This is a genomic window from Bradyrhizobium sp. G127, assembly GCF_021502575.1.
In the GTDB taxonomy this organism is placed as follows: Bacteria; Pseudomonadota; Alphaproteobacteria; order Rhizobiales; family Xanthobacteraceae; genus Afipia.
Genome location: NZ_JAKFGN010000001.1, coordinates 1,074,288 through 1,085,729, shown reverse-complemented (window position 1 = coordinate 1,085,729; position 11,442 = coordinate 1,074,288). Strand labels below are relative to the sequence as shown.

10 protein-coding genes are annotated in these 11,442 nt (G+C 62.7%); 4 read left to right on the top strand and 6 right to left on the bottom strand.

Features of this window, described 5'->3' with window-relative positions; translation table 11 throughout:
- The first annotated feature begins 30 nt into the window (after positions 1 to 30).
- The gene (locus tag LVY71_RS05240; protein ID WP_235098742.1) at positions 31 to 375 is read left to right on the top strand and encodes an ArsR/SmtB family transcription factor; all 345 of its coding nucleotides are present in this window, start codon (positions 31 to 33) and stop codon (positions 373 to 375) included.
- Positions 372 to 845, top strand: a complete 474-nt coding sequence (locus tag LVY71_RS05235; protein WP_235098740.1) for an SRPBCC family protein — start codon at positions 372 to 374, stop codon at positions 843 to 845. Before LVY71_RS05240 ends, LVY71_RS05235 begins: the two co-directional genes overlap by 4 nt.
- Positions 846 to 1,056: 211 nt before the next feature.
- Here LVY71_RS05235 and LVY71_RS05230 read toward each other — a convergent pair whose 3' ends face one another.
- Together LVY71_RS05230 and LVY71_RS05225 are read right to left on the bottom strand one after the other, a co-directional pair.
- A complete protein-coding gene (locus LVY71_RS05230; RefSeq protein WP_235098738.1) occupies positions 1,057 to 1,860 on the bottom strand; it encodes a lytic murein transglycosylase in 804 nt (267 codons plus the stop codon).
- Between the two features lie 120 nt (positions 1,861 to 1,980).
- On the bottom strand, positions 1,981 to 2,898 hold the full coding sequence (locus LVY71_RS05225; RefSeq protein ID WP_235098735.1) for a 5'-methylthioadenosine/S-adenosylhomocysteine nucleosidase: 918 nt from the start codon (positions 2,896 to 2,898) through the stop codon (positions 1,981 to 1,983).
- Positions 2,899 to 3,091: 193 nt separating this feature from the next.
- On the opposite strand from LVY71_RS05225, the gene LVY71_RS05220 reads away from it, so the two are divergent.
- Positions 3,092 to 3,958: an SDR family NAD(P)-dependent oxidoreductase gene (locus LVY71_RS05220; protein WP_235098733.1), complete on the top strand. Its 867-nt coding sequence runs from the start codon at positions 3,092 to 3,094 to the stop codon at positions 3,956 to 3,958.
- A 6-nt stretch (positions 3,959 to 3,964) separates the two neighbouring features.
- Here LVY71_RS05220 and mbfA read toward each other — a convergent pair whose 3' ends face one another.
- Positions 3,965 to 4,942 carry an iron exporter MbfA gene (gene mbfA, locus LVY71_RS05215; RefSeq protein ID WP_235098731.1) on the bottom strand — a complete coding sequence of 326 codons (978 nt, stop codon included), beginning with the start codon at positions 4,940 to 4,942 and terminating at the stop codon, positions 3,965 to 3,967.
- Positions 4,943 to 5,451: 509 nt separating this feature from the next.
- Here mbfA and LVY71_RS05210 point away from each other — a divergent pair.
- Positions 5,452 to 5,793, top strand: coding sequence for a hypothetical protein (locus LVY71_RS05210; protein WP_235098729.1), 342 nt, complete (start codon positions 5,452 to 5,454; stop codon positions 5,791 to 5,793).
- Positions 5,794 to 5,980: 187 nt separating this feature from the next.
- On the opposite strand, the gene rpoD is transcribed toward LVY71_RS05210, so the two are convergent.
- From rpoD to LVY71_RS05195, 3 genes are all read right to left on the bottom strand, one after another.
- A complete protein-coding gene (rpoD, locus tag LVY71_RS05205) occupies positions 5,981 to 8,110 on the bottom strand; it encodes an RNA polymerase sigma factor RpoD (RefSeq protein ID WP_235098727.1) in 2,130 nt (709 codons plus the stop codon).
- Between the two features lie 253 nt (positions 8,111 to 8,363).
- Complete coding sequence (dnaG, locus tag LVY71_RS05200; protein ID WP_235098725.1) at positions 8,364 to 10,397, bottom strand: DNA primase; 2,034 nt, start codon at positions 10,395 to 10,397, stop codon at positions 8,364 to 8,366.
- A gap of 100 nt (positions 10,398 to 10,497) precedes the next feature.
- Complete coding sequence (locus LVY71_RS05195) at positions 10,498 to 11,424, bottom strand: LysR family transcriptional regulator (RefSeq protein WP_235098722.1); 927 nt, start codon at positions 11,422 to 11,424, stop codon at positions 10,498 to 10,500.
- Positions 11,425 to 11,442 lie beyond the last annotated feature (18 nt).

Sequence of the window (11,442 nt, the reverse complement as noted above, 5' to 3'; positions counted from 1 at the left end):
CTAACCATTCGCGCTGATATAGTTAGTCAGATGGCTAACCTTCAAAACCGTCTTGACGACACGTTCCACGCCCTCGCCGACCCCACCCGCCGCGCGGTGCTGGCCACGCTCAGCCAGGGTCCGGCGACGGTCAGCGATCTGGCGCAGCCGTTCGACATGGCGCTGCCGACATTCCTGCAGCATCTCAAGGTGCTGGAGCAATGCGGCCTGGTCCGCTCGAAGAAAGTCGGCCGGGTGCGGACCTGCCAGCTCCGGCCGAAGCCGCTCGAAGACGCCGAAGGCTGGATCGGCACGCAGCGCACGCTCTGGATCAAGCGGCTCGACCAGCTCGACGATTATCTGAAACAGCTCAACGCCACGGAGAAACGCAAGTGATCGCGTACAAAATCGATCCCAAACTCGACCTCGTTCTCGAACGCGTGGTGGATGTGCCGCCCGAACTGGTCTGGAAGGCATGGACCGAGCCGCAGCATCTGATGAAATGGTTCACACCCGCGCCGTGGAAGACGGTGGACTGCGAGATCGACCTGCGCCCCGGCGGCATTTTCCGCACCGTGATGCGCTCGCCCGAAGGCCAGGACATGGACAATGCCGGCTGTTACCTCGAGGTCGTTCCGAACCGCCGGCTGGTCTTCACCGATTGTCTGGCGCCGGGTTTTCGTCCGAAGGACAACGGCTTCTTCACCGGCGTCATCGACATCGAGCCGGTCAAGGGCGGCACCAGATACACCGCGACCGCGATTCACAAGGATGAGGCCGGAAAGAAGTCCCACGAGGAGATGGGCTTCCACTCAGGCTGGGGCACCGCGCTCGATCAGCTTGTGGCGTGGGCGAAGACGATGTGAGGTGGCGAGAAACGCGATCTCTCCCGGTCATCCCCGCGAAAGCGGGGATCCATAACCACCGAACATTACGGCGGCGACGGGAGAGTTGCTCCAGCATCGCCGTTCGATCCAGGACGCAGGGGAGTATGGGTGGGTCCCCGCCTTCGCGGGGACGACCGGCGTTTGGATTCGCGCCGATTTCAATCGCATCGCGACGGCGGAAAAACCGCCCTCACCGCGCCAGTTGGTCCGCGAAATAGCCGATCGTCTTGCGATAGATAGTGGCGCGGTTCCATTCGCGCATCGCCTCGAAGTTCGCGGTGCCTTCGCCGTAAGGCTGCCCGCCCCGGAAGCCCGCGGTCTTCAACAGATTGGCGGTGGAGGCCAGCACGTCCGGCACGCTGTGGCGCAGGTCGACATGGCCGTTGCCGTCGAAGTCGACGCCATACTTGATATAGGACGATGGCAGGAACTGGGTCTGGCCGAGTTCGCCGGCATAGGCGCCAATCAGGTCGCGTTGCGGAAGATCGCCGCGCTGGAGGATCTTGAGCGCCGCGATCAACTCGCCCTGGAACAGTTCGGTGCGGCGGCAGTCATGCGCCATGGTCGTCAGCGTGCGGATCACCGGCATTTTTCCGATATCTCCCTTGCCGAAATCCGACTCCAGTCCCCAGATCGCGACCACGATCTCCTTCGGCACGCCGAAGCGCTGCTCGATCCGCGCCAGCAAAGAAGCATGACGCTGCATCATCGCCTTGCCACCGTTAATGCGGCCGGGCCCGACGCGGGTGGAGACATACTGCTCGAAGGTCTTGTTGAAGGTGCCGCGCTGGCGGCGGTCGAACGACAGCACCGCGGGGTCCTGCGTCACACCTGAGAACGCCTGCGAAATTACGCTTTGTGAAATCCCCGCAGCAGATGCTTCCTGCGACATCGCCGCGACGAAGGTGTTGAAGTCCCCGCCGCAGCGGGCAGCGTATGCGGGAGCTGCGAGAGCGAGGGTGGAAAGAATGACGGCGAGGCGAAGTCTGAGCATCATGAACTCCGTTGCAATATGGCCGCGATTCTACACTGTCATGGCAGGGCTTGTCCCGGCCATCCACGCCTTACTTTCATTGCTTTTTAAAGACAGGCCGAGACCCGGCGCGAACGCACGTCACTCCTTCCCCATCGCCTTCAAAAACGCCCGCAGCACCGCGACGGAATTCTCCGACGCCAGATTCTCGAACGTCTGCATCTCGTTCTCGCCCGCGCCGCCGCCGGCGAGGTCCGACAGCGAGCGGAACGCCAGAAACGGCACGCCGTTGGTCGTCGCCACATGCGCGACCGCGGCGCTTTCCATGTCCAGCACCTGGGCCTTGAAGGTGTCGAACGCCCAGGTCCGGAACGCGGCGTTGTCCACGAATGCCGAGCCGGACACGCCGTTGCCGCCGACCACCACCTTTGGCGGGCGCACGAGACAGGCCTTCTCCGCCGCGCAGCGTTTCAGCTCGACCCCCGATGTAGCCGTGCGCGCGATCTCGAACAGTTGCGCGTCCACCGGAATCCAGAACTGCCGCTCGGGCTTGTCCACGCCCTCGCGCGGCACCCTGACCCCGCGCGAAAAGATCATGCCGTGGTTCGGAAACTCCTGCTTCGACCACGCCGGCAACTGAAAGCCCTGCGGGGTCTCCCGCGCCAGAATGGTTTCGAGATATTGCCCCCAGCGCTCCGACACCACCACGTCGCCGATGTTGAGCGAGGGATCGACGCCGCCCGCGATGCCCGAAAACAGGATGGCACGCAGGTTGAAGCGGTCGATCGCCATCTGCGCCGTCATCGCCGCGTTGACCATCGAGACGCCGGACAGCACCAGCACGACGTCATGGCCCTCGACGCGGCCGGTGACGAACTCGACGCCCTTCTCCCGGTGCGAAACCGGCCGCTCCACGATGGCGACCAGCGCCTTCCATTCCGGCTCGAACGCCGAGAACAGCGCGATGCGCGGCGCGGTGTCGAGGGGCTGGGTGGCGGCGCGCGCCGCAACAGGTGTGAGCGCAAGGACACAGATCAGAAGCAGGCGCAGAACAGGCATTGCAAAACCATGTGCGAGAGGAAGCCACGAGTCATACCGGAGATACGTTCGCTCTGCTACGCTGCGCGCATCAGCCCGGCTCATCGGCGCGGACATGCGGCGCGTGACGCGGGACAGCCCACAACGGGCCTTTTCATAAAAATGCGCCTTGTCCGTCCGCGCGCGGACACCGGCGCCTTGCGGAGGAATAGCCTTGTCCCACCCTGCCCTCGTTCCGAATTCCGTCGCCGTCATTACCGGCGGCGCTTCCGGCATCGGCCTTGCCGCCGCCAGCCATTTCGCCAGACTCGGGCTGAAAGTCTGCATCGCCGATCACGACGCCGACAAGCTCGCCCGCGCGGCGGAACTGCTGACCTATGTCGCGCCCGGCGGCAGCACCGACATCATGTCGCTCGGCGTCGACGTCAGCCATCGCAACGAGATCGAACGGCTGGAGGCTGCGGTGCGCGGCCGGTTCGGCGGCACCGACGTGCTGATGAACAACGCGGGCATCCAGCCCGGCAGCCAGATGTTCGGGCCGCCGAATGCGTGGCAGCACGTGCTCAACGTCAACCTGTGGGGCATCATCCACGGCGCGCAGGTGTTCGCGCCTTCGATGATCGCGCGCGGACGGCCGGGGCTGATCATCAACACCGGCTCGAAGCAGGGCATCACCACGCCGCCGGGCGATCCGGCCTACAACGTCGCCAAGGCCGGCGTGAAGGCATTCACCGAAGCGCTGGCGCATGAACTGCGCAACACGCAAATAAACGGACAAGCCTGCGAGATCAGCGCGCATTTGCTGATCCCCGGCTTCGTGTTCACCGGGCTGACCGCGCGCGGCCGCACCGAAAAGCCCGCGAGCGCGTGGACCGCAGAGCAGACGGTGGAGTTCATGATCGCTTCTCTGGCGAAGGGCGACTTCTACATTCTCTGCCCGGACAACGACGTGCCGCGCGCGCTCGACGAGAAGCGCATCGCCTGGGCGGCGGGCGACATCATCGAGAACCGGCCCGCATTATCGCGCTGGCATCCGGATTATGCGGAGGCATTCAAGCGCTTCGTGGATGGTGGGAAATAAACGCCGCTAGCCGCTGCCGATCAGGATGCCGGCGGCCAGCACCAGCGCGCCGCCCACCACGACCTGAAACGCCGCGCGCAGGAACGGCGTTTCCATGTAGCGGTTCTGGATCCACGCGATCGCCCACAATTCGCAGAACACGACGATGCCGGCGATCGCCGTCGCGGTCCAGAATTGCGGAATGAGATACGGCAGCGCGTGGCCGAGGCCGCCGACCGTGGTCATCAGCCCCGACGCCAGCCCACGCTTCAGCGGCGAGCCGCGCCCGGAGATCACGCCGTCGTCGTGCGCGGCTTCGGTGAAGCCCATCGAGATGCCCGCGCCGACAGAGGCCGCGAGGCCGACGGTGAATGTGGTCGAGGTCGACTGCGTGGCAAACGCGGTGGCGAAAATCGGCGCCAGCGTCGAGACCGAGCCATCCATCAGACCGGCGAGGCCCGGCTGCACCCAGGTCAGCACGAACTGACGCCGCGCCTTGCTGTCCTCCTCGCCGCGCGCGTCGCCGGACAGCGCCGCCTCGCGGAATTCCTCGGCCTTGTGCTCGTGCTGGCGCTCAGCCGCGGCGAGCGTGCCGAGCAGCTTGCGCGTGTCGGGATCGGTCGAGGCCTGCGCGGCGCGCACATAAAACTGCGCCGCTTCGTCCTCCATCCGCTCGGCCTCGCCGCGAATGCGCTCAAGCCCGAGATTCTGCACCAGCCAAAACGGCCGCCGCGAATAGTAACCCGCCACATGCTCGCGCCGGATCAGCGGGATCACCTGGCCGAACCGCTTCTTGAACATGTCGATCAGGAGTTCGCGGTGGCCGTCTTCCTCCGCCGCCATCTCGTCGAACATCTTCGCCGTCGCCGGATATTCCACGCGCAACTGCTCGGCATAGGTGGCGTAGATCCGCGCATCGTCTTCTTCCGACGAAATGGCGAGCGCCAGCACTTCGGCCTCGGTGAGATCGCGAAACTGCCGCCGCGCGGCGAAGCCTTGGAACATGGTCAAAACTCAAATTTAGAATGATTCTAAAGTAGATTTTAGTCGGGTTTATTAGCTTGCACAAGCACCGATAAGCCGTACTGCAAATAGTGAGATGTCCTAGCTGACTTTGAAAGCTTTCAGATTGACGTCGCAATATTTGTACGGCGTGGGGTGCGTCGTTGCTTATGAAAATACGTTGCGCTCGTCGTAAGCGAGCCCATGTCAGGCGACGCATCCGTCAGTTAGATTGCTCCCGGGAATGCATTTCGAAAGCCTCGCGATCGACTAACTAATTTCAACACAAAAAAGCCAAGTATCGTTTGTCTCTGCTCCACGTCCACGCGCAAAATTGCCTGCGCTGTATGTCTCCACCGCTCAGATGGGGATCATCGCGATTGCAAGAAATATTAAAGAAGCTTCTTGATCAATGAGCGTCATTTTGATCTGCTTAAAAGGCACTAGTTGATTGTTCTCAGTGCGCTTACTTAAATGCCAATGATTTTGCGGTTAGCTTTTTTGAGGTGACCATGCCCGAAGCAATTATTAACGAGTCTGCCCGCCAGTGGTTTAGCATTGGGTTGGGTGGAGCGTTCGTTTTTTCAATGGCCTTCATCTTCGCAGGACTGAAGCAAGAATTTGATGCCGGCTGGCTAGGTCTAATATTTTTGCTCAATATGATCTTCTATTTAATAGCGTTTTCTTTTCTTGTTGCCGCGACTACGCCAGGCTCTGAAATAAAAATTGCTGTAGCGGTAGTTGACGGCTTACTGCTTATTGCCGGAAAGATGTTTAGTCCAACATTCTTAGATTACTTAGCGGATGATGGAACTAATATTCCGCTATCGAAGCGTGGACCGCGAGCGAAATAAGCCGGTAAGTCATTCCTACGCTCTCGTATAGGGACAAAACAAAACGGCGGACCTTGCGGCCCGCCGTTTTGTTTCGATGGATTGCCAGGACTTGATGGGGAATGACGCGCTTCGCGCTTTTGCCCGGCAATGACAGTCATCCTTCGAGGCTCACGACAAGTGTCGCCCGCACCTCAGGATGACGCGATCAGTTATCAAGGAACGAGCGCAGCTTCCTTGACCGGCTCGGATGCTTCAGCTTGCGCAGCGCCTTGGCCTCGATCTGGCGGATACGTTCGCGGGTCACCGAGAACTGCTGGCCGACTTCTTCCAGCGTGTGGTCGGTGTTCATGCCGATGCCGAAGCGCATGCGCAGCACGCGCTCCTCGCGCGGCGTCAGTGACGCCAGCACGCGGGTGGTAGTCTCGCGCAAGTTGGACTGGATCGCGGCATCGATCGGCAGCACCGCGTTCTTGTCCTCGATGAAATCGCCGAGATGCGAATCTTCCTCGTCGCCCACCGGGGTCTCCAGCGAGAGCGGCTCCTTGGCGATCTTCAGAACCTTGCGCACCTTCTCCAGCGGCATGCCGAGCTTTTCGGCGAGTTCTTCCGGGGTCGGCTCGCGGCCGATCTCGTTCAGCATCTGACGCGAGGTGCGCACGATCTTGTTGATGGTCTCGATCATGTGCACCGGAATACGGATGGTGCGCGCCTGATCGGCGATCGAGCGCGTGATGGCCTGACGGATCCACCACGTCGCGTAGGTCGAGAACTTGTAGCCGCGGCGGTACTCGAACTTGTCGACCGCCTTCATCAGGCCGATGTTGCCTTCCTGAATGAGATCGAGGAACTGGAGGCCGCGGTTGGTGTATTTCTTGGCGATGGAAATCACGAGACGCAGGTTGGCCTCGACCATTTCCTTCTTGGCCTGACGCGCCTCGCGCTCGCCCTTCTGCACGCCGAGCACAATCTTGCGGAATTCGCCGATCTCGAGGCCGGTCAGCGCCGCCAGTTCCTGAATGCTCTGGCGCAGTTCCTTGATGCGGTCCTTCTCCACCGCGACGAAATTCTTCCAGCCCTTGGCGGCCAGTTTGGAGACGCGGTTGAGCCAGCGCGGATCAAGCTCCGAGCCCTGATAGTTCTTCAGGAAGTCCTCGCGGCCGACGCCGTGGCTGTCGCCGAGGCGGAACAGGCGGCCCTCGAACGACACCAGCTTCTTGTTGATGTCGTAAAGCTGCTCGACCAGCGAGTCGATGCGCGCCTGGTTGAGCCGCAGCGACTTCACCTCGACGACGATCTCGTCCTTCAGCTTCTTGTACTTGCGCTCCTGCGCCGGCGAGAGCGTCTCGTTCTGAAGCTGGTTCTGGATGTCCTGCTCCTGCAGGCGGCGCAGCTTCTTGTACTCGCTCGCAATTTTATCGAACGTCTCGACCACCTTCGGCTTCAGTTCGGCCTCGATGGCGGCAAGTGACATCTGGTTCTCGAACTCGTCGTCCTCATCGTCCTCCGCAGCCGGGCTTGCGCCGGCATCGCCCGCGGCGGGCGCGGGACGGAACGGGGTCGGCGACGGCGGGGCTGCCGGCGGCGCGGGCTGCACGGCGGCGATCACCTGCACGGTGCCGTCGGCGTTGATGACCGCGCTGGTCTGCTGGCCGTCCGGACCGACGGGCCCGGCGATCATCGCCGGGTTCATGTTGTTCTTGGCGTCGGGACCGGCATAGGTCGCTTCAAGATCGATGATGTCGCGAAGGAAAATCTTTCCTTCGTTGAGTTCATCGCGCCAGATGATGATGGCCTGGAACGTCAGCGGGCTTTCGCAGAGGCCCGCGATCATCGCCTCGCGGCCGGCCTCGATGCGCTTGGCAATCGCAATTTCGCCTTCGCGCGACAAGAGCTCGACGGTGCCCATCTCGCGCAGATACATGCGCACGGGATCGTCGGTGCGCTCGCCGGGCTCGGACTTCTTGGTTTCGGTGACGGCCTTGGAGGTGACTTCGACCAGTTCGTTATCGGTCTCGTCGGCTTCCTCTTCCTGCTTCTCCTCGTCCTCGTCGGCGGCGTCGTCGGCCTCCGAGACGTTGATGCCCATGTCGGAGAGCATCGCCATGATGTCTTCGATCTGTTCGGGCGAGGTGGTGTCGGACGGGAGCACTTCGTTGAGCTGATCGAAGGTCACGAAGCCGCGCTTCTTGGCCTGCTTGATCATCTTCTTGACGGCGGCGTCGGAAAGATCGAGCAACGGCGACGGGGCGTCTGCGCCGTCTTTCTCAGGAGTCTCGGCGGCCTTCTGATCCTTGTCTTTGTCCTTGATCACTGCCGTCTTTGCCTTGGTGGCCATTCACTGCTCCTGAAACGCGCTCACGACACGGGCGCAGGGCCCGCGTAATTTTGCTGGTCCCGTTGATCCCGCGCGATGCGGAAAGGGCGGCGCTTTTGAGGGCACCACCCGGGCCGATTTGATCTGTGTCCCAAACGTTTAGCGCAAGGCCGTTAAGCCCTGATTAACCCTGTTTTTGCGGCCAAAAACCCGGTTTGGCGAGTCTTTTTAAAGCCTTGGCGGCGGGTTTAAAGCCCTGCCGCAGCGTTTTTCGTCAGCTTGTCCGCTGGAACCGGCCACTCGATTCGCCGAATCCCTCGATCAGCGCCTCAAGGCCGTCCACTTCGGCGAGCCGGGCTTTCACATCGCGCAGCCAATTCAGGTTCTGATCGCTGCTGTCTTGCCCAAGCGCCAGTTCGGCGTCCTTGAGTTCTCTAAGTAAGGAGTGCCATTGGCGATGCAAGGCAACAAGCTGGTGCCAGGTGGCCAGAACGTCCTCCGTTGCGGCGCCCGGATGCGCGCCCCACACATTCTTGGTGGTGAGCGAACGCTCAACCTTTTGAATTTGCTCGGAATATCCATTCTTATCAAGACTTGCCCGCAATCGCGCGGCTTCCGCCGCCGGATCGTCGGTATGTGAATAATTTGAAAAGGCCCCGATAATCCCGGCGCGGAGCTTGATCGCCTCGGGATGCGCGAGCTCAAGGGCGGCGACTTCCTCGAGATGATCGTGCAGCAGCCAGGGGTGATGGAGCAGCGACAGCAGGATCAGGGCCTCGCGCCGGGACAGGGCGCTGCGCTGGCCGCGCATGACGGACGAGCCCGCCAGTTGCGGGCTGGCCACCTGATAGGGCGAGCGGTTGATGGTGCGCTGAGCTGTGGATAGCCCGCCGCGGCCGGGGCCCCCGCCCACCGCGCCGGGCACGAACGGCGCCCGCGGCTGAAAACGCCGCCCTGATTCGCCGCCGAAACCGGTCTGGGACTGACCCCGGAAACCGCCGCCGCGATAGCCGCCACCACCGCCTTGATAGCTGCCTTGAGGCGCGAACGCGTTGCGCAGCCGCTCGGAAAAATCCTGCCGGTAATAGCGCCGCACCACCTCGTCGCGAATGCTGTTGGTGAGTTCGTTGATCCGCGCTTCCAGCGCCGCACGGCGTTCCGGCGTACTGAAGCCGCCGCCCTCGATCTCGCGCGACCACAACACTTCGGCGAGGGGCTTGGCGAGACCGATCACCTCCTCGATCGCGGCGCGTCCGCCCGTGCGCGCGAGATCGTCGGGGTCCTGTCCTTCGGGCAGCAGCGCAAAACGCAAACTCTTTCCGGGCTTCAGATGCGGCAGCGCCAGGTCCGCGGCACGGAAGGCCGCGCGCTTGCCGGCGCCATCGCCATCGAAACATAGGATCGGCTCGTCCGCCATCTTCCACAACAGGGCTAGCTGGTTCTCGGTCAGCGCGGTGCCGAGCGGCGCGACGGCGCCGACAAAACCCGTCGTGACCAGCGCGATCACATCGACATAGCCTTCGGCCACGATGAGCGGCGCGCCGTCATGGGTCGCCTGCCGCGCGGTGGCGAGGTTGTAGAGATTGTCGCCCTTGTGAAACAGCGGGGTTTCCGGCGAGTTGAGATACTTCGCCGGCACATCCTTTTCCAGCGCGCGTCCGCCGAAGGCGATGACGCGGTTGCGCGCGTCGGTGATGGGAAACATCACGCGGTCGCGGAAACGATCATAGGGCACCGGAATATCGTCGCCCGCGATCAGAAGGCCCGCCTCGACCATGTCCTCGACCGGAATGCCGAGCTTGCCGAGATGCTCCTTCAGCGCGAAGCGCTCGCCCGGCGCATAGCCCATGCGAAACTGCAACTGCGTGGCCGGGGAAATGCCGCGATCCGCCAAATAGCCGCGCGCCTTGGCGCCGGCGCGCGAGGTGAGCGTATCGGCGAAGAATTTCGCAGCGAGGTCCATCACGTCGTACAGCGTCTTGCGGCGCTGCTCATGACGCGCGGCATCGGGCGTCACCGCCGGAAGTTGCATCCCCGCCATCGAGGCGAGGCGCTCGACCGCTTCAGGGAAGCCGACGCCTTCAGTCTCCATCACGAAGGAAATGATGTCGCCGTGCTTGTTGCTGGAGAAGTCGTGATAAAATCCCTTCTGGTCGTTGACCGTGAAGGACGGCGTCTTCTCCTGATGGAACGGCGACAGCCCCTTCCACTCCTTGCCCGCCCGCTTCAACTTCACGCGCTTGCCCACGACTTCCGAAACCGGAAGCCGGGCGCGCAGTTCGTCGAGGAATTGAGGCGTGAAGCGCATGAGACTCAGTGTGTTGCCAACCGATCATCCATATAGGGTGCCGGCCCAAATCCCCCATAGCCGATGAGCACAGGCGGACTTGTCCCCATTGCTCACAGGGTCAGCCGGCCAAAACCCGGCGATCGCGGCGGAACATGGCTGCCAGATAGTCGGCCACCGCCCTCACCCGCGGCAGGCGCGCCACGTCCTTGCGCAACAGCATCCATATCTCGCGATCCGGCGGCTTTTTCGACAGCGTGACCGGGACAAGGCGCGAATCGTTGTCCCCCACATGCAGGGGCAGTTGCGCCACGCCGAGACCGGCGCGTGCCGCAGCCGCCTGGGTGGCCTGGCTGTTGGTGCGGACGATGAAGCGGGCCTGCGGGAACTCGCGGTTGAGCCATGCCGCGTCGGCAATGAAATCGTTCTCGTCGTCGAACCCGATCATGGCCGGCGCGGCATTCTTGCCCAGCGTCTTCGCATAGCTGCGCGAGGCATAAAACGAGAAAGCGACACTCGACAGCCGACGCGCCAGAAGATCGCTGTCCTTCGGACGTCCGAAGCGCAGCGCGATATCGGCCTCCCGCCGCGACAGACTGATCACCCGCGAATCCGCGATGATTTCGAGATCGATCCCGGGATGTTGTTTGTGAAAGTCGCCGAGACGGTCGACGACGAACCGCTCCGCCATCGAGCGGGCCATGGTCAGGCGGACGAGGCCGGACAATCCCGCATCGGGTCCGGCGAGATCCGCACTCGCCTGCGCCGCGTCCTCCATGGTCCGCGCCAGCCCTTCGATGCGGCGGCCCTGCGCAGTCGGTGAATAGCCGTCGGCCTTACGGTCGAACAACGGCGCCTGCAGCGCCGCCTCGAGGCTTGCGACACGCCGGGCCACAGTGGCATGGCTCACCTTGAGCGCACGCGCCGCCGCCGACAGGCTGCCGTGACGCGCCAGCGCCAGAAAATAACGGAGATCTTCCCAATCCGGGTCTGATCGTTTTTGAACAGCCATGCCGCAAATATAGACAATTTCGGACAGCGCTGCCATCGCCTATTGTTGTCCAGT

Coding starts and splice junctions, on each gene's coding strand:
- rpoD (WP_235098727.1), bottom strand. CDS start 8,110: ATGGCCACCAAGGCAAAGACGGCAGTGATCAAGGACAAAGACAAGGAT.
- LVY71_RS05230 (WP_235098738.1), bottom strand. CDS start 1,860: ATGCTCAGACTTCGCCTCGCCGTCATTCTTTCCACCCTCGCTCTCGCA.
- LVY71_RS05210 (WP_235098729.1), top strand. CDS start 5,452: ATGCCCGAAGCAATTATTAACGAGTCTGCCCGCCAGTGGTTTAGCATT.
- LVY71_RS05240 (WP_235098742.1), top strand. CDS start 31: ATGGCTAACCTTCAAAACCGTCTTGACGACACGTTCCACGCCCTCGCC.
- LVY71_RS05195 (WP_235098722.1), bottom strand. CDS start 11,424: ATGGCAGCGCTGTCCGAAATTGTCTATATTTGCGGCATGGCTGTTCAA.
- dnaG (WP_235098725.1), bottom strand. CDS start 10,397: ATGCGCTTCACGCCTCAATTCCTCGACGAACTGCGCGCCCGGCTTCCG.
- LVY71_RS05225 (WP_235098735.1), bottom strand. CDS start 2,898: ATGCCTGTTCTGCGCCTGCTTCTGATCTGTGTCCTTGCGCTCACACCT.
- mbfA (WP_235098731.1), bottom strand. CDS start 4,942: ATGTTCCAAGGCTTCGCCGCGCGGCGGCAGTTTCGCGATCTCACCGAG.